This is a genomic window from Peribacillus sp. SIMBA_075 (genome assembly GCF_046534585.1).
Genome location: NZ_JAWRYN010000013.1, coordinates 112765 through 132107 on the forward strand (window position 1 = coordinate 112765; position 19343 = coordinate 132107).

General features: G+C 41.0%; 17 protein-coding genes. 15 read left to right on the forward strand and 2 right to left on the reverse strand.

Features of this window, described 5'->3' with window-relative positions; genetic code table 11:
* Positions 1-223 precede the first annotated feature (223 nt).
* The 4 genes from SB775_RS12460 (at position 224) to SB775_RS12475 (ending at position 4826) form a co-directional block, all read left to right on the forward strand.
* Complete coding sequence (locus SB775_RS12460) at positions 224-2398, forward strand: DNA topoisomerase III (RefSeq protein WP_410861786.1); 2175 nt, start codon at positions 224-226, stop codon at positions 2396-2398.
* Positions 2399-2500: 102 nt separating this feature from the next.
* A complete protein-coding gene (mntR, locus tag SB775_RS12465; protein ID WP_061463662.1) occupies positions 2501-2929 on the forward strand; it encodes a transcriptional regulator MntR in 429 nt (142 codons plus the stop codon).
* A 506-nt stretch (positions 2930-3435) separates the two neighbouring features.
* A complete protein-coding gene (locus tag SB775_RS12470) occupies positions 3436-4131 on the forward strand; it encodes a class I SAM-dependent methyltransferase (protein ID WP_410861787.1) in 696 nt (231 codons plus the stop codon).
* Positions 4131-4826, forward strand: coding sequence for an AIM24 family protein (locus SB775_RS12475; protein ID WP_410861788.1), 696 nt, complete (start codon positions 4131-4133; stop codon positions 4824-4826). The genes SB775_RS12470 and SB775_RS12475 overlap by 1 nt, the downstream gene beginning before the upstream one ends.
* Positions 4827-4935: 109 nt before the next feature.
* On the opposite strand, the gene metA is transcribed toward SB775_RS12475, so the two are convergent.
* Complete coding sequence (metA, locus tag SB775_RS12480) at positions 4936-5844, reverse strand: homoserine O-acetyltransferase MetA (protein WP_410861789.1); 909 nt, start codon at positions 5842-5844, stop codon at positions 4936-4938.
* A 169-nt stretch (positions 5845-6013) separates the two neighbouring features.
* Between metA and SB775_RS12485 the strand changes: the two genes are divergently transcribed.
* The 9 genes from SB775_RS12485 (at position 6014) to SB775_RS12525 (ending at position 15433) form a co-directional block, all read left to right on the forward strand.
* On the forward strand, positions 6014-6547 hold the full coding sequence (locus SB775_RS12485; protein WP_061463653.1) for a hypothetical protein: 534 nt from the start codon (positions 6014-6016) through the stop codon (positions 6545-6547).
* A gap of 86 nt (positions 6548-6633) precedes the next feature.
* Positions 6634-7110: a glutathione peroxidase gene (locus tag SB775_RS12490; RefSeq protein ID WP_061463651.1), complete on the forward strand. Its 477-nt coding sequence runs from the start codon at positions 6634-6636 to the stop codon at positions 7108-7110.
* 139 nt (positions 7111-7249) lie between these two features.
* Positions 7250-8095, forward strand: a complete 846-nt coding sequence (locus SB775_RS12495) for a DegV family protein (RefSeq protein ID WP_410861790.1) — start codon at positions 7250-7252, stop codon at positions 8093-8095.
* A gap of 53 nt (positions 8096-8148) precedes the next feature.
* Positions 8149-8793, forward strand: a complete 645-nt coding sequence (locus SB775_RS12500; RefSeq protein ID WP_410861791.1) for an HD domain-containing protein — start codon at positions 8149-8151, stop codon at positions 8791-8793.
* Positions 8790-10667: an ABC-F family ATP-binding cassette domain-containing protein gene (locus SB775_RS12505; RefSeq protein WP_410861792.1), complete on the forward strand. Its 1878-nt coding sequence runs from the start codon at positions 8790-8792 to the stop codon at positions 10665-10667. The genes SB775_RS12500 and SB775_RS12505 overlap by 4 nt, the downstream gene beginning before the upstream one ends.
* A gap of 129 nt (positions 10668-10796) precedes the next feature.
* Positions 10797-11933, forward strand: a complete 1137-nt coding sequence (locus SB775_RS12510) for a conserved virulence factor C family protein (protein WP_410861793.1) — start codon at positions 10797-10799, stop codon at positions 11931-11933.
* 325 nt (positions 11934-12258) lie between these two features.
* Complete coding sequence (gene ilvD / locus SB775_RS12515) at positions 12259-13944, forward strand: dihydroxy-acid dehydratase (RefSeq protein ID WP_318686476.1); 1686 nt, start codon at positions 12259-12261, stop codon at positions 13942-13944.
* Positions 13945-14148: 204 nt separating this feature from the next.
* A complete protein-coding gene (locus SB775_RS12520; RefSeq protein ID WP_061463639.1) occupies positions 14149-14586 on the forward strand; it encodes a BrxA/BrxB family bacilliredoxin in 438 nt (145 codons plus the stop codon).
* Positions 14587-14653: 67 nt separating this feature from the next.
* A complete protein-coding gene (locus SB775_RS12525; RefSeq protein WP_289320199.1) occupies positions 14654-15433 on the forward strand; it encodes a class I SAM-dependent methyltransferase in 780 nt (259 codons plus the stop codon).
* Here the strand turns inward: SB775_RS12525 and ggt are convergent, their stop codons facing one another.
* Entirely contained in the window at positions 15434-17122 is a 1689-nt protein-coding gene (gene ggt, locus SB775_RS12530; protein WP_289320200.1) for a gamma-glutamyltransferase, read from the reverse strand. It lies immediately after the preceding gene.
* Positions 17123-17557: 435 nt separating this feature from the next.
* Between ggt and SB775_RS12535 the strand changes: the two genes are divergently transcribed.
* Positions 17558-18175 carry a YpjP family protein gene (locus SB775_RS12535; RefSeq protein ID WP_250211674.1) on the forward strand — a complete coding sequence of 206 codons (618 nt, stop codon included), beginning with the start codon at positions 17558-17560 and terminating at the stop codon, positions 18173-18175.
* Positions 18176-18372: 197 nt separating this feature from the next.
* The gene (locus SB775_RS12540; protein WP_318686467.1) at positions 18373-19143 is read left to right on the forward strand and encodes a TerC family protein; all 771 of its coding nucleotides are present in this window, start codon (positions 18373-18375) and stop codon (positions 19141-19143) included.
* Positions 19144-19343 lie beyond the last annotated feature (200 nt).

Sequence of the window (19343 nt, forward strand, 5' to 3'; positions counted from 1 at the left end):
GCTGACCATCCATTAGTGAAGCTTTTTTTTTGCATATTAATCTGCCTAGATTTGGACGTATTTTATCATAAGCCTGAAAATCCCATTCTTCTCAGGAGTTAAGCAATTATTTCAAGCTTCCTTAGATCAATTGAGTTAAACCGAAGTCATATCTAGCCGATTTTGATAATTAAGGTATAATAATAGGGTAAGATATTTTGTAACGGATTAGGTGAAGATGATCATGAAGCTAATCATTGCGGAGAAACCAGATCAAGGTTCAACGTTAGCAGCTCAATTTAAAACGAAGAAACAGCAAGGATATATAGAAATCATGCCGAATGAACTTTTTCCCGACGGAGCATATGTAACTTGGGCCGTCGGGCATTTATGTCAACTCGTTTCGCCGGAAACCTATCATTCAAAATGGAAAAAATGGTCGATGGAAACGTTGCCGATGATTCCAGAGAAATTTCAATATGAAGTGACCCGACAAAAGGCAAAGCAATTCAATGTAGTGAAGACTTTGCTTAGGAAACCGGATGTCGATGAAATCATTCATGCAGGCGATGCTGGGCGTGAAGGAGAATTGATTGTACGTAATATCGTTAATCTATGTAATGTCAATAAACCGATGAAACGTTTATGGATTTCCTCTTTGACCCCAAAAGCGATTTATGAGGGATTCCAAAACCTGATGGGCGAGGAAAAAACCAGGCCACTCTATCATGAAGCGTACACGAGAGCTTGCGCAGACTGGGTTGTGGGAATGAATGCATCGAGAGCGTATAGTATTTTATTGAAACAAAGGGGTGTTTCGGATGTATTTTCAGCTGGTAGGGTTCAGACACCGACTCTCGCTTTGATAGTGAAGCGGGAAATGGAAATTGAACAATTCAAGTCTGAACCGTTCTGGGAAGTGTTCGCTGATTTCAAGATGGATGGTAAGGAGTATCAGGGAAAATGGCAGCAGAACAATGATCCGAGAATCAAGACAAAAGAACTTGCTGATAAAATTGCCGCCTTTTGCAAGGGGAAAGATGCTGAAATTGCGGAAATGGCTACAGAAAGAAAAGAATTTCAGCCACCTTTGTTATTTAATCTATCGTCATTGCAGGCAACCGTAAACAAGATTTATAAATATTCACCGAAACAGACGCTTGATATTGTACAAAGTTTATATCAAAAAGGGATCGTTTCTTATCCACGTTCAGACTCCAATTATGTTACGGAGGGGGAAGCCGAAACATTTCCTGATATATTGCAAAAACTAAGTGGATTTTCAGAATATGAATCCCTGTTTCCTTTACCACAACCGAGCATCATGAATAATAAACGGTTTGTAAATGAAAAAAAAGTGACTGATCACTATGCAATTATCCCGACGGAACAAGTGACCGACCCAAAGAGGCTTTCTGCTGAAGAACGGAATATTTATGACTTGGTGGTCCGCCGGTTGATTGCGGCACATTACGAGAAAGCCATTTTCGATTACACCGCCATTAAAACGCTTGTCGATAAGCGTGCCGAATTCATTTCTAAAGGCAAGCAGCAGATCCAAGAGGGATGGCGCAAAGTGATTTTCCAAAATGAGAAGGATGATGAAGATATCCTTTTGCCGTCCGTTTCAAAAGGGGATTCTGGAAAGGTCGCCAAAATAAAGGTGAAAGAAGGAAAAACCCAGCCTCCAAAGCGCTATACAGAAGGTCAGTTGATCACTTTGATGAAAACGGCCGGAAAACACTTGGATAATGAAGAGTTAGAAAAAGTGCTGATGAAAACCGAAGGCCTCGGCACTGAAGCAACTCGAGCTGGTATCATTACCATGCTCAAAGACCGTAAATACATTGATGTCAAAAAAAATCAGGTGTTTGCGACGGATAAAGGGAAAGTGCTGATCACTGCAATCGGGGAGAAAATCCTGGCTTCACCTGAAATGACAGCTAAATGGGAACAGCGTTTAAGGGAAATTGGTGAAGGGAAGGCCTCAGCCGGCGTCTTTATGGAAGCTGTTAAAAAGATGTCAGCAAAAATTATCAGTGATGCCGTGGAATCATCTGAAAGCTGGGATTTTCAAGGGCTGGACACCGAGTCGATTCAACGGAGCGGCCCTAAAAAGAGAAGCTCGGCATCTGTGGGCAGCTGTAAGCTATGCGGTTCTAAGATTGTCGATAAAGGGGAATTCTATGGATGTGTAAATTATCAAAAAACCAAGTGTAACTTTACGATCTCCAAAAAAATTCTTAATAAGAAAATCAGTCAAGCAAATATAAAAAAATTATTGTCGAGCGGTGAAACGGATTTGATAAGTGGTTTTAAAAAAGGTGAAAAAACCTTTGATGCCATTTTATCTTGGTCCGATTCTGAAAAGAAGATCAGCTTTACATTCCAAACAGAACAGAACATCAAACAAACTTGAGAAGAAACTTCATTTAAAAGCGCCCTGAGACGTTATGTTCTTGTTTCAGGTGCGTTTATATAGTAAAATTTTTAGATATGCGTTTGAATGGGAGGATTCCGAATGCCTACACCTAGCATGGAGGATTACATAGAACAAATTTATTTACTTATTGAAGAAAAAGGATATGCAAGAGTTTCCGATATTGCCGAAAACCTTTCCGTCCACCCATCTTCTGTTACAAAAATGGTTCAAAAACTGGATCATGAAAAATATTTGATATATGAAAAGTACCGGGGGCTCGTTTTAACTGCAAACGGGAAAAAGGTTGGTAAAAGGCTCGTATACCGCCATGAACTTTTAGAACAGATGCTTAGATTGCTTGGGGTCAAGGAAGAAAATATTTATCATGATGTTGAAGGGATTGAACATCACCTTAGTTGGAATGCCATCGATAGGATTGGCGATCTGGTTGAATTCTTTGAGGAGTCTCCCGATCGTGTCGAGGATTTACGAAAGATACAAAAAAGAAATGAAGAAAATTCAAAATAAACTGCCTCAGGCAGCTTTCAGACTGTAGACAAACTCGATGAAAATCGAGTTTGTCTACAGTTTTTTTTGAGGGTTTTAAAAATTCGAACGTTGATTTCCACTTCAGGCACTCACTTTCCGCGGGCGGTCCGGGAGCCTCCTCGGCGCCTTTGCGCCTGTGGGGTCTCCCTTGGACACGCTTTTCCTGCAGGAGTCTCGCACCTTCCGTTCCAATCAACTCTGTTTTAACAATTAGATATAATCGCTTTTGCCTACAATCTTTTTTATTTTTATGTTAATTGATATTTTTTAAATGACATTACCTGTTTTCTAAGAACCGGGCATTCATCACTATAGGTGTAAAAGTATTTTAAAAAAGGATTTTTTAATAAAGAGCAGAATAGCTATAATGAAGCCCTGTATTTTGAGTCGGGAAAACTGTGTGTTAGTTAACGAACGGGATTGTAATTTCCGTAATGCTTCAAGTACTAATATAATTTGAGATTAAATGGGAGGGGGATTGTTTAATGAATTTACATACTTGGCATAAAGAGTCGGAAAAGGAATGGGATGTCTTTGCACCTATGTGGGTGAAGAATTCGCAAGAAATGTGGGAATCGGGGAGCCGAAAAAACATTATTCCGTTCTTTTCTGAATATGTACCTTCGGGAGTGAAGGTAGCTGACATAGGCTGTGGAGATGGAGTTGGTTCTTTAAAATTGGCCGAAGCGGGATTTGAAGTAACTGGAGTCGATTTATCCAATGTCATGATTGATTTTGCAAAGGGAAAAACAGCTATACGACCTGAACTTTCTTTCATCCAAGGAGATTTTTATGATCTTCCATTCAAGGATGAGGAAATGGATGCGGCATTGGTCATTAATTCTTTGGAATATACAGGTGAACCATTAACGGTGATGAAGGAAATTCAACGGGTAATTAAGCCTGGCGGCTATGCCTGTTTTGGAATTCTCGGTCCGACGGCTGAACCACGAAAAAAATTCAGTTTTCAACGGCTATTAGGAGATAAAGTCATTATGAATACAATGCAGGCTTGGGAATTTGAAAAAATGGCAACAGAAACGGGGTGGAAGGTGGTCGCTGACACCGGCGTTGCGAAGAGAGGGGTGGACTTTGCAAAATTGGGGCATTTTTCAAAGGAACTAAAACAAGCTGTATCGTTCATGTGGCTGTTCCTCCTTCAAAAAAAGGTGGATCAGTGATGGGGAAGTATCAAATCGATCAATTCGTTGAAAAGACGAAACAGCAGGATAAAGGGCAAGGCTTATTTGAACTTGAAACGGAAAGAATTCTGGAAATTAATCTGGAACAGCAGATTTGGGCAAAAATGGGGACGATGATTTCTTATCGCGGACATATTAAATTCGAGAGGGAAGGTATCTTGGAGCATGGTCTTGGTAAACTCTTCAAGAAAGCCTTAACTGGTGAGGGTGCATCCTTGATGAAAGCGACCGGCAGCGGCAAGCTATACGTCGCGGATCAAGGGAAGAAGATATCAATTTTACAGTTAAATGGTGAATCGATCTGTGTTAATGGTAATGATTTACTTGCCTTTGAGCCGGGTATTCAATGGGATATAAAAATGATGCGGCGCATTGCAGGGTTATTGGCGGGTGGATTGTTCAATGTAAGACTCGAGGGGAGAGGGATGGTCGCATTCACTTCCCATTATGAGCCACTCACTTTAATGGTGGAAGCTGGGAATCCAGTCTATACGGACCCGAATGCCACAGTAGCTTGGTCAGGGGAGCTTCAGCCTGAATTCGTAACGGATGTTTCATTAAAGTCGTTTTTTGGAAGGGGAAGCGGCGAATCCGTTCAAATGAAATTCGAAGGGAAAGGGTTTGTAGTCGTCCAACCTTTTGAAGAGGTATATTTCGGTAATAAAGAATCATGAAAGAAACAACCTGAGTCAAAAACTCAGGTTGTTTCCCATGATAGCCCAAAGTTGCTGCCTACAAAAAAGCTAGTCACTTAAAAGAGAAAGCTTCTTTTTTCTTACCCTTTCAATCCCACTCATATGGGGTTGATTGGTAAACATAATAGTTCAGCCAATTCGAGAACATCAGACTGCAATGGCTCTTCCAGCGGTGGAGGGGTACCTTGGTCGGATCGTTATCAGGAAAGTAATTTTCAGGGAGTTGCGTATTGATCCCACGCTCCCTATCACGCTTATATTCTTCACCGAGGGTATCGGCATCATACTCGAAATGGCCGGTCACCATGATTCTTTTTCCATCAACTGAAGCAGCTATCAATACCCCAGCTTGATCGGACTGTGCCAGAACCATCAATTCTGGATGGTTAACTAATTTTTGATAGTCAATATCCGTATAGCGCGAATGAGGGGCCATAAAATAGTCATCGAATCCGCGGACTAGATTTTCAGTTGGTTCAAGTACCTCATGAGTGTATATGCCGAAGCATTTCACTGGCAGTTCATGTTTGCCTATTCCATAATGATGGTATAGGGCTGCTTGAGCTCCCCAACAGATATGTAGGGTGGATGTGACATTTTCTGTTGACCAATTCATGATATCCTGCAGTTCTTCCCAATAATTAACGTCTGAAAATTCCAGCTTCTCGACTGGGGCGCCCGTAATGATCAAGCCGTCATATTTCTTCGTGCGAATATCATTAAATGATTTATAAAACTGATCTAAATGAAATTTACTAGTGTTTTTTGATTCATGTGTGCTCAAACGCAGGAATGATATGTTTACTTGAATGGGAGTATTGCCAAGAAAGCGCAGTAACTGAGCCTCTGTTTTTTCTTTCTCTGGCATAAGGTTTAAAATTAATATATTCAATGGACGGATTTCCTGATTGGTAGCTCTATCCTCATCCATAACGAAGATATTTTCCTGTTCTAAAATTTCTTTAGCTGGCAGTTGTTCCGGAATTCTGATTGGCATGATTAGCCTCCTTCTCCAAAAATCATAATATTTTAATTATATAGAAAATTACTGAATAGAAAAGCTATTTTAATAATTTCTTCTAAATCCTGAGGGAAATGGCTCGGGGATGGTAAAATGGTGAGATCATGATTACATAAACTTATGAAGTTGGAGAGGTGTATGGAGATTGTTCGATCCTACAGCATTTGAGAACATGAAAGTGGTATTGGAAGGTGCGGTCTATGATCGTGACTTCATTGGAGATATATTGGTCATAAACCGTGATGATATAGTGAATCTCGCAAACATGTCCAGAACATATAAGATTGAAATGGAATTGAAAGAATCGCTGGCGCCTATTTCGGTTATCGGAGTCATCGAGTTACACGCTTCACTCCAGAATCTAAGTTCGGAGTTACTTGATTCCACTATTAATGAAACACATTCCGGTTGCACGGTTAATATTTTCATTTCTTTTCCTAAAAAGCTTGATGAAGTGACTGCTGAACAATTCTTGATCGATCTGGAAAAAATTTGGGGGGATCAGAGAATCATTACAGTGACGACCAGCGAAACGGTCAGTAAAAAAGTGCAACCCGTTCATTCTTCTTTATTTAAAGTTTCATTTGGAAGGCTTATAAAAGAAGAGCAAATGGAGGATTTGGAAGATATGGTAGAATATTTGATACAATCCATTCAAGCGATGAAGATTCCGGGATAATTGGAAAAGGTAAGATTATAAAAGTTGGTAAACGTACCTTTAAATACTGTAAAATGACATCATCATACTAAAGGGAGAGATCATACATGTCCATTTACGAATTTGAAGTCAATAAAATCAATGGAGAAACCATCTCGCTTGAGGAATATAGAGGGAAAGTGATGATTATAGTGAATACCGCAAGCAAATGCGGTTTTTCGCCACAGTATGATGATTTGCAAAGCCTGTATGTACAATATAAAGAAGATGGGTTGGCGGTGCTTGGTTTTCCATGTAATCAGTTTTTGAATCAGGAGCCTGGAGATGATCTGGAAATCGATTCTTATTGTAAGTTGAATCATGGTGTAACATTCCCGATGTTTGCAAAAGTGAATGTCAATGGCAAGGAGGCCCATCCTTTATTCAGCTATCTGACTGAAAATGCTCCTGGAGTGATGGGGTCTAAATCGATAAAATGGAATTTTACAAAGTTCTTGATTGACCGTGATGGAAATATCGTAAGTCGGTATGCCCCTAAAACAAAACCACTGGAAATCGAAGAGGATTTAAAAAAATTATTATGATGATATCGAGTTCAACGGAAGAGGTACTTTCTGTTGGGCTCTTTTTGTAAGGCAAGATATTTATCCACAACGCTTTCTAAAAGGGACAAATGGGGGGAGAGTTGAATATAATAGGAGACACCAATTGAGGGGGGAAACCATGGAACGAATTGCATGGGTAACGGATAGCACAGGAACTTTAGATGAAGAATTATCATTGAATGAACATGTTTACGTCGTTCCGATGATCGTTATCATCGATGGGAAGGAATATGAAGATGGTATCGACCTATCACCTGGGGAATTATACCGAAGAATGAGTGAGGAAAAGAAAAATGCGACTACATCACAGCCCTCGGTCGGTACATTCCAAGAGTTATATAAGAAGCTTGAAAAACGTTATGATCGAATCATTGCGGTTCATCTTTCAAGTGAATTGAGCGGGACCGTTTCCGCGAGCAGGCAAGCTGCACAAATGGTTACGATCCCCGTTGACGTTTTTGATACTCTGCTTATTTCCTTTCCAATGCTTTTAATAATGAAACGGCTCATGCATTATATTGATAATGGCCATTCCGTCAATGAGGCCTTCGTTAAAACGAGAATATATGCGGATAATCATGAAACCTATGTATTAATAGGTTCTTTGGATCAGCTGCATCGCAGTGGAAGGTTATCGAACGCACAGTATATTTTAGGAAGCCTATTGAGCTTTAAACCCATCATTTCAATCGAAAATGGCTTGCTTCATACTAAATCTAAACCCCGGAACCTTAAAAAAGCGGAAAAACAGATCTTCACTGATTTTCGCAGATCAGTCGAAGCAGGTAAAGTAAAAGAATGCACCATATTATATGGAGCTGTGTCGGTGCAGTCACAAAGATGGAAAAAGATGATTTCTGAAGAATTTCCTCATGTGTTGACACATGTATCCCCACTGGGCAGTGCAATCGGGGTGCATACCGGTGAACAGACGATTGGACTCAGTTGGTTCAATGAAGATTAAAGCACAACATTATTGAGAACCATGGTAAAATAGAAAGGACATGGAGTGGTGAAATGAATCAAACGATGATTGATTTAACGGAGAAGTATGTATATGACCAATTGAAATCTGATGCCAGCGGCCATGATTGGTTCCATATCGATCGGGTTCGTAAGCTGGCTTTACATATTGCAAAAGAAGAACGCAAAGGGAATGAGTTTATCATTGAATTGGCGGCACTGCTTCATGATATCCCGGATGATAAATTAAACCGGGATGCTGATGAGGGATCGAAAAAGCTGGATGAATGGTTTGATGAAATAAAATTGGAAATTGATAGCGTGAATGCCATTAAGCAGATCATCAACACAATTTCCTATAGTTCCGGGCAGTTGAAGCTTCCTTCCATCGAGGCTGAAATCGTTCAGGATGCGGACCGCTTGGATGCAATTGGCGCCATAGGGATAGCAAGGACATTTGCATTTGGAGGGAAAAAGGGACAACCCATGTTTGATCCTTCATTGTCAATAAGGGAAAATATGACAAAAGAGGAATATAGGACGGGGAAAAGCTCTTCCATTCATCACTTTTATGAAAAACTATTACGTTTGCAAGATATGCTCAATACTTGTACAGCCAAGAGGATTGCAAGTGAAAGGCATGAATATATGGTTAGATTTTTAGAGGAATTTAATAAGGAATGGGATGTACGATTATGAAAGTTTTTAGCATGGAACATGTAATGAAAACCCAAGGTGAAAAGCTTCTTTTTAAAGATGTATCTTTTTCCATTACCGAAGGGGAAAAAATCGGGATCGTTGGTATAAACGGCACTGGTAAATCGACATTATTGAATATCATTGCAGGATTGGAAGACAGTGATTTAGGAACGAAGGATCATCCGAATGATTACACGATTTCCTACCTATCCCAAGATCCGCAATTTGATGAGAAATTGACGATCATGGAATATATGTATGAAAGTTCAACGCCTGTATTTTCATTGATTAAGGAGTATGAAAAGACGCTCGTCCAACTCCAGGTAGATCCACAGAATAGTGCAATACAGGACCGTTTGTTAAAACAGCAACAGGATATGGACACGCTTGGTGCCTGGGATACAAGTGCCAATGCCAGAACGATACTGACCAAGCTGGGCCTTCCTGATCACTCAAGGAAATTGGGGGAACTGTCAGGTGGCCAAAAAAAACGGGCGGCACTGGCAAAAACCTTGATTGAGACCCCGGATTTACTGATTTTGGATGAGCCTACGAACCATCTTGATTTTGAAAGCATTACCTGGCTTGAAGAATATTTGGGAAAATATCAAAAGTCCGTTTTATTTGTAACACATGATCGATATTTCTTAGATCGGGTTTCCAATAAGATTTGGGAAATTGCCCAAACGAAGCTCTTCGAATACAAAGGAAACTATGCAGACTATTTAGAATCAAAGGCCATTCGTGAAGAGAATGAATCGACGGAAAGAACGAAAAAAGAAAGTCTATTCAAAAAAGAACTGGCCTGGATCCGTAAAGGTGCCAAGGCCCGTACAACGAAACAAAAGGCCAGGATCCAACGCTTCGAAACATTGGAATCAGGTGTAAAGGATAAGCAGAAAACCGAGAGCCTGGAAATGGAATTAAGCGGTGCCCGTTTAGGGAAAAAGGTACTGGAGATGCAGGATGTCTCTAAATCTTTCGGGGATCAGTCCATCATCAACCATTTTTCCTTCCTCTTCAAACCAGGTGATAGGATTGGAATTGTTGGTAATAATGGCAGTGGAAAGTCCACCTTGTTAAATATTTTGGCCGGACGGGAATCTATAGATGATGGAAATCTGGAAATAGGGCAAACCGTGAAAATAGGGTACTATACGCAAGAAAGCGTCGATATGGACGAGAATCTGCGCATGATAGAGTATATTCGGGAAACGGCGGATTCAATTTCCCTTAAAGATGGTAGCTACATATCAGCTGCCCAGATGCTTGAAAGGTTCTTGTTTCCAATGGGCTCGCATGGGACGCCGATTCGCAAGCTGTCCGGAGGGGAGAAAAGGCGTTTATATCTCCTTAACATATTAATGTCGGCACCTAATGTCCTGCTTTTGGATGAACCGACGAATGATTTGGACACGCAAACCTTGACCGTTCTTGAGGATTATTTAGAAACATTTTCAGGTGTAGTCATTACCGTATCACATGATAGGTATTTCCTGGATAAAACGTGCCATCAGCTCCTTGTCTTCAAGAATAAAGGTGAAATTGATTTCTATTACGGTAATTACTCGGAGTTCTTGGAGGAAAAGACGGAAGAGGCCGTACCAGTGAAAACACCAGAACCTCCACTCAATCGCACAGAAAAGAAAAAGAAAAAACTAACATATGCGGAAAGTAAGGAATGGGAAGAGATAGAGGGGAACATGGAACGGGTCGAACTGCGTCTGAAAAACATCACGTCTGAAATGTCAGCTGCGGGAAGCGATTTTGAACAAGTCCGCCTGTTACTTGAAGAAGAAAAGGGACTAACGGATAAATTAGAGCATTTGATGGAAAGATGGACGTATTTAGCGGAAAAATTGGAAGAGGAATGAGCGGGGGACTGGTCCAAGGGAGCAAACTTGGACCGGTCTTTTTTTAGCCAATCTCAATTGCATGAGAATCTGTTGCCATTGTGATAATATCTAGTACATGGAAACGTCTTGTAAAAGGAGAGAAACGCATTGAAAATTAAATCAATAGAACCAACACCAAGTCCGAATACAATGAAAATCAATTTAACTGAAGAGTTATTAGCAGGTAAAAGTAATAACTATAAGAAGGACCAAGCTGAACAAGCACCGCAGCTGATTAAAGATTTATTTAAGATTGATGGGGTGAAAGGGGTATATCATGTTGCGGATTTCTTAGCGGTTGAGCGCAATGCGAAATATGATTGGAAAGATATCTTGGTCCAAATCCGTCAGGTGTTCGGGGAAAAAACCGAAGAACAAAGTCAACAAACGGTTTTAAATGAACATTACGGTGAAGTAGCGGTTGCCATTCAACAATTCAAAGGCATTCCGATGCAAATTAAAGCAAGTGATAGCCAACACGAAAAACGTTTTGCCTTACCGGAATATTTCATAAAGGGCATTGCCGCAGCCCAAAAAGAAGATGATAATGTAGTCATGCTTCGAAAATGGAAGGATTATGGCGTAAGATATGGTGATATGGAAGATATCGTGAAGGAAGTATCGGATGAGCTGATTGCAGCATATCCGGAAGAACGAATTAATCGGCTAGTAGCTGCTGCTATAGAAATGGTGGATACAAAAGAAACATTCTTGAAACGGCCAAAAAATAAACTGACTGCAGAAATGCTGAATGACGAAAGTTGGGAAAAGCGATATCAGGCTTTAGAACAAATGGAAGATCCAACTGTGGGTGATATTCCAGTATTGGACATGGCACTTTCCGACAGTAAAGTCTCCATTCGAAGGCTCGCGGTTGTATACTTGGGTATGATCGAAGATAGAAAAGTGCTTCCGAGCTTGTACAAAGCAATGAAAGATAAAAGTGCAGCAGTAAGACGAACGGCTGGTGACTGTTTATCCGATTTGGGCTTTGAAGAAGCGATGGGAGAAATGTCGCAAGCACTATCGGATAAGAATAAATTGGTTAGATGGAGGGCGGCGATGTTTTTATATGAAGCTGGAAATGAAACGACCCTTCCTCTTCTAAAGCAAGCGGAACTGGACCCTGAATTCGAAGTGGCCCTACAGGTCAAGATGGCCATTGATCGTATAGAAAATGGGGAAGAAGCAAAAGGTTCAGTTTGGAAGCAAATGACTGAATCAAGGCTAGCGAATGAAAAGTGAAATTTAATTGGAATAACTTAATGGACTTCAAAAAAGGCATCCGGGTGATTAAATCCGCATGCCTTTTTTTGAAGCTGGTCAATTCCAATTGCTTGACCACGTGGTAAGGTGGAACTCCGAAACAGCAAAACGGCTAATTTTCGATGAGATACAGTATTTTAAAGTAAATAAATCTGTTCTCTATTATTTTAGTAAAATGATATTTGCAGATATTTAACGTTGAAAGGTTGCATTTGTCTATAAATATGTTAGAATTTTTAGAGTATACTAAAAATTATATTATTCTGAATCATTAAACATTTAGCGGAAATTGGGGGTACAACAAATGTCTACATCAAATATGAGAAGTGACATGATTACAAAAGGGGTCGATCGAGCTCCACATAGAAGTCTGTTGCGGGCAGCAGGGGTTAAAGAAGAAGATTTCGGTAAACCGTTCATCGCGGTTTGTAATTCATACATCGATATCGTTCCAGGTCATGTCCATCTTCAGGAATTCGGAAAAATAGTGAAGGAAGCGATTCGCGAAGCGGGCGGTGTTCCTTTCGAATTTAATACGATCGGGGTAGACGATGGAATTGCAATGGGTCATATTGGTATGCGCTATTCATTACCAAGCCGTGAAATCATCGCAGATTCCGTGGAAACTGTTGTATCGGCACATTGGTTTGACGGTATGGTGTGCATTCCAAACTGTGACAAGATAACGCCGGGAATGATGATGGGAGCACTTCGTGTCAATATTCCTACAATATTCGTAAGCGGCGGACCGATGAAGGCAGGCAAAGACAAAAACGGTAAATCTCTTTCATTAACATCCGTTTTTGAAGGGGTGGGCGCCTATCAAGCTGGTAATATCAATGAAGAGGAACTGGAGGAAATCGAGCAAGTTGCATGCCCTACTTGCGGTTCTTGTTCAGGAATGTTCACTGCAAATTCCATGAACTGTCTGGCAGAAGGTTTAGGACTTGCGCTTCCGGGAAATGGTACGATTTTGGCGGTAGCTGAAGAACGCAAAGAATTCGTTAAGAAATCCGCTAAACAATTGATGGAGATAATCAAACAGGATATCAAGCCTCGTGATATCGTGACGATTGATGCAATTGATAACGCATTTGCATTGGATATGGCGATGGGCGGTTCGACCAACACTGTTCTGCATACACTTGCATTGGCACATGAAGCAGGTTTTGAATATCCGATGGAACGCATAAATGAAATAGCTAACCGCGTACCGCATCTAGCGAAAATTGCACCGGCATCAGATTATCATATTGAAGATGTACATAATGCCGGAGGTGTAAGTGCCGTCATTAATGAGTTACTCAAAAAACCAGGCGCTTTTAACGGTGACTGCCTTTCCGTTTCAGGTAAAACGCTCCGCGAAAATGTTGCCGGTTGTGAAATTTTGGACAAGGATGTTATCCATCCGTTAGATAATCCGCATTCCGAGCGTGGAGGGCTTGCGGTATTGTTTGGTAACCTTGCTCCTCAAGGCTCCATCATAAAAGTGGGAGCAGTTGACGAATCAGTTGGTGGCTACCATAGGGGTCCTGCCATTTGTTTCGATTCCCAGGAAGATGCACTTTCCGGAATCATTACTGGAAAAGTAAAAGAAGGGAATGTAGTGGTCATTCGTTACGAAGGACCTAAAGGGGGGCCGGGTATGCCGGAAATGTTGGCACCAACTTCCCAAATTGTCGGGAGGGGACTTGGAGCCAAAGTCGGTTTGATCACTGATGGCCGCTTTTCAGGCGCATCTCGGGGCATCAGCATTGGTCATATATCCCCCGAAGCAGCTGAGGGAGGCCCAATCGCTTTCGTGGAAGATGGAGATATCATCGAGTTGGATTTGAACAATCGTAAAATCGAATTGGAAATTTCCGATGAAGAATTCGAAAAACGTAAAGCAAATTGGAAAGGCTTCGAGTCAAAAGTTAGAACAGGCTATTTAGCACGTTATTCCAAACTTGTGACGAATGCCAGCTCAGGCGGAGTGATGAAAGTTTAATTCAAGGAAGATACTAAAACATGGTGGCAGAATGAAATGGATTCTGTCACCATGTTTCTTTTTGCGGCGTAAATGAATCTTTGATTATTGATATATAAACTTGAACGCCGAATTTGCAAAGCTCTAAGCGTCATTTTTGCATATGCACATAAGAATATAGTATGATTAATCTAATTGAAGAATTGTAATCAAGGGGGTTTTTTTATGTCGATGGCATATGATGAATATATGAAACAAATGGTGAAGCCAATGCGTGCGGAACTGGTGCAAGCAGGTTTTGAGGAGTTGGAATCCGCTGAAGCGGTTGAAAACTTTATGGGTTCAGTAGAAGGTACGACACTTGTCGTCGTAAATTCAGTTTGTGGCTGTGCTGCCGGGTTAGCCCGTCCAGCAGCTACCCAAGCCGTACTCCAAGCAGACAATAAGCCTGATCATCTGGTAACAGTATTTGCCGGGCAAGATAAGGAAGCTACAGCTAAAATGCGGGAATACTTCAATGGAATCGAACCTTCTTCACCATCCATGGCTCTCTTAAAGGGCAAAGAGGTTTTACATTTCATTCCTCGCCATGATATAGAGGGACAGCCAATGGAAGCTATTATGGAAAATTTATTGGCAGCATTCAGTCAAGTAAATAAGTGATGAAGCGGAATGTCCTGGAAACAGGGCATTCTTTTCAAATTTATAAGAGTATGAAGGGGTAGGAGTCATGTTTGTCACTACAGTAGGAAGAGCCGATAAAGAAACGATGATATTAGCCGAAAGGTTAGCTGAAGAATTACAGATCCCCTTTATAGCGCGAAGAAAACGATCGGTGAGAGCTATCCAATCGGAACATGAAGAGGATGATTGCCTCGTTTTTGGAAAAAAGCGGATGGAGTTATATCGGTACCAAGAAAAAGAACCATTCTTTTTTCACCCTAACCTTGCAATGATCCGTTTAAAAAGAATAATTCGGGGCGAAAGTGATCCATTTCTCATTGCCGGAGATATAAATGAAGGGAATTCCGTGCTTGATTGTACATTGGGCTTGGGCTCTGATGCGATTGTCGCAAGTTTCGCGGTGGGTGAACATGGACAGGTTGTTGCATTGGAAGGAAATCAATATTTGGCCTTGCTCGTGGAACATGGTATGAAGACATGGGAGAATGCAGAAGAAACGATGATTTCTGCGATGAGAAGAATAGAGGTCATTCAAGCGGATCATTACGAAATATTGAAATCAATGCCGGATAATCATTTTGATGTCGTATATTTCGATCCCATGTTTGAGGAAACGATTCAGGAATCAAATGGAATCAAAGGATTGACTCATTTTGCGGAAGGAAAGGATTTATCAATGGAAATAATGAAAGAAGCCAAGCGGGTTGCGCGAAAGCGAGTCGTGTTGAAAGACCATTTTCGCAGCTCCCGCTTCGAGGAATTTGGGTTTGAGGTAGTAAAGAGAAAAACATCCAAATTTCATTTTGGCTTCATTTCCATTCTGTGATCAGGATTTATAATCTGTCTCGTCCAGACCCATGGCACAGCCTTCCCGGCTTGAATCTGCAGCACCATAATTCGAGCCATCAGGGTTAATTTGAATGGCTTGGACATTCCCAATTGAGTGGGGAACTTCATTAAACGCAAAGCCCATTGCTTCCAAGTGACCTTTGCTGGTCATATCCATTCCTGCTTCCCATTCAATATGAGGGCCCATTGGAGTGAAAATTCTAGGTTCTTCAATGGCTGCTTTCAAGTCCATTTTTAAATCGAGTACATTGATGATTGTTTGAACGACAGAACTGATGATGGTTGGTCCTCCTGGGGATCCCAGCGTCAAGATCGGCTCGCCGTCTTTAAAGATGATGGTCGGGCTTTTACAACTGACAGGGCGTTTATTGGGCTGCACTTCATTCATGCCCCCTGGAATGGAATCGAAATCAGTCAGTTCGTTATTCAGCATGAAACCATAGTCGGAAACCATTATGCCCGAACCGAATGGATGCTCCACTGTAGAAGTGCATGCTGCGATATTCCCCCATCTGTCACGGACAGTGAAATGTGTCGTTTCACTGATATCTTCGTCATTTGGTTGTGGAATGACTTCCCTTTCTTTCACGGAATCATATATCCAAGGGTTTCCGAAGTCAATGGCATTATTCCTTGCTTTGAAATTAATGAACGAGCGGCGTTTAGCTATATATTCATCATGCATTAGACCCGCCAATGGCAATTCGGCAAATTCGGGATCAGCAAGAAATGCCTTTTTGTCTGTAAATGACAGGCGCATCGCTTCTGCAATTAAGTAATATTTTTCCCAAGAACGGACGTCATATTGTTCGATCTGGAAGCTCTCCAATATTTTTAGGATTTGGATGACCGTGAATCCGCCCGCACTAGGGGCCATGGATGATGCAATTCGATAATCCTTATAAGTCCCATACATTGGTTCATCAATGGTCGCTTCATAGTCCTTTAAATCAGAAAGTTCCATGAACCCTCCAAGTTCCTGGATACAGGAAATGATGCCCTCTCCGATTTCACCCTCATAAAAAGCGGAAATCCCTTCTCGTTGTAATATCCGGTAGGTATTCGCCAATTTTTCTTTTATCAGTAAATCGCCATCTTGATATGGTTTTCCGTTTGGCATAAAGAACTTACGGGCTTCCTCGCCCAATCGGTATTCAAAGTTTTTAAGGGCATCGCAAAGAACCCAATTGACGGGAACCCCCTTTTCTGCGAATTCAATGGAGGGCTCGATGAGGTCAGCTAATGGCTTACTTCCATATTCGTTGAGTGCTTTATCCATAGCTTTCAGTATTCCAGGAACGCCAACTGCTGTAGCCTTGATCGAACGTTCTTTAAATGGGATGACTTCCCCTTTTTCATTTAGAAACATGTCTGGATGGGCGGCTTTAGGTGCTCTTACATGGCCATCGAATATTTTTGTATCCTTATCTTTAGCGTTATATACCATAAGGAAACCACTGCCGCCGATACCAGTCATCATGGGTTCTACAATATTTAGGGCAAATTGGATGGCGACCGCCGCATCGACTGCATTTCCACCTTCACGTAATATTTTTTCCCCGATGGAAGTGGCTACGGGATGAGCGGTAACGACCATTCCGGCCTTCCCTGTGGCGGTTTCCCTCTTGTAATCCTTATCTTTAGTGTTTTCATTGTTGTTTTCCAAAATGATTCCTCCAGTATTCAGTCCTTTAATCTGCCAAAATGTAAGCTTTATGTGAAAGAAAAACCTTGCCATTGGAGATAAATGACAAGGGATTTTTCGTAGGTATTTATTTATTCTTAATCAGTAAATGTTAAATATACGAAAAATGCTAATGTTACAAGACATAAAGCCACCATGGCAGTCGTAGTTAAAGCCATATAAGACCCCTCCTTAAAAAGACTTGAATCTAATTAAGTTCTCCAAATATCGTCAAAATCCTTCATCAAAATGTAGAATTGTTGATATTTAGTAAAAAGTTAGGGTTAATAAAGTTTATATAGGTATATATCCTTTTTTTTGATTTTTGAAACATGGGTACCTATATATTAGTAATTACTAAAGAATAAAAGTATACTAAATATAAAGATAATACAAAAAAAGGAGGGGGAGTGTAAGTTGAAAGCAGCGATTTGGTTCAGGAAAAGTCTCGTCATTTTATTATCCGTTTTGACGTTTGGTCTTGTCACGCCTTCAGAGCTGGCGTGGCTTGCTGAAGCCAATTCGTTAAAGGATACTAAAAAAGGGTTAGTGGATGAAGAAGGGTTAGCCTACCTTTCTTCACAGCAACCGATTGAACTTGAAGAGGAATTCAACCGGGAAGAATTTTTATCGGGCATACTGAATAAAGCAGAGGTAAACGCATTTATGAAGTTTGGCGATAAGATCAATCCTAAAATTGGCGATGAGTTCAAAATGACCATCTTACCAAAAATGGAAGAAGCCATTACGGAAATGGCTGCCCAATTTCCAGATGAAAAATTACAGCAATTAACGATCACTGAGCAGCCGAGTGCGGGCAGGGCCGAGAAAATTTTTCATATTTATGATTCAAACAGCGGCAAGGATATTATCAGATTCCATGTCAGGCAGGAAAATCCACCAATGGAAGGGTATTGGTTCGATTTTCACTATCATACCCATCATGATTCCTTTGCCACCCATTATGATATAGGGAAAATATATTGGGACAAAAATACGCCCCCAGAGTGGACGAGTAAACAAAGGCTCTCATAATGGATCGATTCTCTGATTTTATATATGTGTAAGAGTATGATGAGAATGAAATTTCTAATAGGCATTAAATGATACGTTGTCATGCAACGTATTTATTTTGTGTTTAAAATAAAGTAGAGTTTTTAACATTACTGGGAACAATGTTATTTTATACGGTTTTCTAATTATGCAGGTATAGTAGCAGAGGAGTCTTTATCATGTCAGAGTTATTAAATAATATCATTCAAACATATGCCCAATTTTTTGACTGGCATATGTGGGTGGAGGTTTTATCCGACCCAGTAAGCTGGGGATTGATCGGAACGCTCGTTTTAATGGAAGGATTACTATCGGCGGATAACGCTTTGGTATTAGCTGTAATGGTCAGGCACCTTCCGGAAAAACGACGGAAAAAAGCACTTTTTTATGGTTTATTAGGCGCATACGCTTTTAGATTTATAGCGATTGGAATCGGTGTTTTCCTCATTAAGCTTTGGTGGGTGAAGGTGATTGGAGCAGCTTACCTTGGTTGGCTCTCATTTAAATACTTTCGGGATAAAAGAAAAAAACAAGCTGGCATTGATGAAGATATCCAGGGAATGAGTAACAACAGCTTGTTGATCCGAATCTTTGGTACATTTTGGGGGACGGTTGCGGCAGTGGAATTGATGGATATAGCATTTTCCGTCGATAGTGTCTTGGCCGCTTTCGGGGTGAGTGAAAAAGTCTGGGTCCTTTTGGCCGGTGGGATGATTGGTGTCTTGATGATGCGGGGAGTGGCGGGGTTATTTTTAAAATTGATAGATAAGGTTCCTGAATTGGAAACTGCCGCTTACATTCTTATCGGATTTATTGCTATAAAAATGCTAATTGCCGTTGCAGGGATCGAAATCCCGCCTGCGATATTTTTTACCCTTATTTTAATGATTTTCGGCACCACGATTGTATTTCATTTGAAGAAAGGGAAAAAGCGTAAAGAACATGGTTGATCACCATTTAAAAAAGCAGACATCAAAAATGGTGTCTGCTCAGACTGTAGACAAACTCGAGGAAAATCGAGTTTGTCTATTTTTTATGAGTTGTACAATTTGGCCGTTGATTTCCACTCCAGCCACTCGCTTTCCGCGGGCGGTCGGGGAGCCTCCTCGGCTTTCGCCTGCGGGGTCTCCCCTAGACGCGCTTTTCCCGC

What these genes read in the sequence shown, in the direction of transcription:
- SB775_RS12460 (WP_410861786.1), top strand. Translation starts at nt 224, where the DNA reads ATGAAGCTAATCATTGCGGAGAAACCAGATCAAGGTTCAACGTTAGCA.
- mntR (WP_061463662.1), top strand. Translation starts at nt 2,501, where the DNA reads ATGCCTACACCTAGCATGGAGGATTACATAGAACAAATTTATTTACTT.
- SB775_RS12470 (WP_410861787.1), top strand. Translation starts at nt 3,436, where the DNA reads ATGAATTTACATACTTGGCATAAAGAGTCGGAAAAGGAATGGGATGTC.
- SB775_RS12475 (WP_410861788.1), top strand. Translation starts at nt 4,131, where the DNA reads ATGGGGAAGTATCAAATCGATCAATTCGTTGAAAAGACGAAACAGCAG.
- metA (WP_410861789.1), bottom strand. Translation starts at nt 5,844, where the DNA reads ATGCCAATCAGAATTCCGGAACAACTGCCAGCTAAAGAAATTTTAGAA.
- SB775_RS12490 (WP_061463651.1), top strand. Translation starts at nt 6,634, where the DNA reads ATGTCCATTTACGAATTTGAAGTCAATAAAATCAATGGAGAAACCATC.
- SB775_RS12495 (WP_410861790.1), top strand. Translation starts at nt 7,250, where the DNA reads ATGGAACGAATTGCATGGGTAACGGATAGCACAGGAACTTTAGATGAA.
- SB775_RS12500 (WP_410861791.1), top strand. Translation starts at nt 8,149, where the DNA reads ATGAATCAAACGATGATTGATTTAACGGAGAAGTATGTATATGACCAA.
- SB775_RS12505 (WP_410861792.1), top strand. Translation starts at nt 8,790, where the DNA reads ATGAAAGTTTTTAGCATGGAACATGTAATGAAAACCCAAGGTGAAAAG.
- ilvD (WP_318686476.1), top strand. Translation starts at nt 12,259, where the DNA reads ATGTCTACATCAAATATGAGAAGTGACATGATTACAAAAGGGGTCGAT.
- SB775_RS12520 (WP_061463639.1), top strand. Translation starts at nt 14,149, where the DNA reads ATGTCGATGGCATATGATGAATATATGAAACAAATGGTGAAGCCAATG.
- SB775_RS12525 (WP_289320199.1), top strand. Translation starts at nt 14,654, where the DNA reads ATGTTTGTCACTACAGTAGGAAGAGCCGATAAAGAAACGATGATATTA.
- SB775_RS12540 (WP_318686467.1), top strand. Translation starts at nt 18,373, where the DNA reads ATGTCAGAGTTATTAAATAATATCATTCAAACATATGCCCAATTTTTT.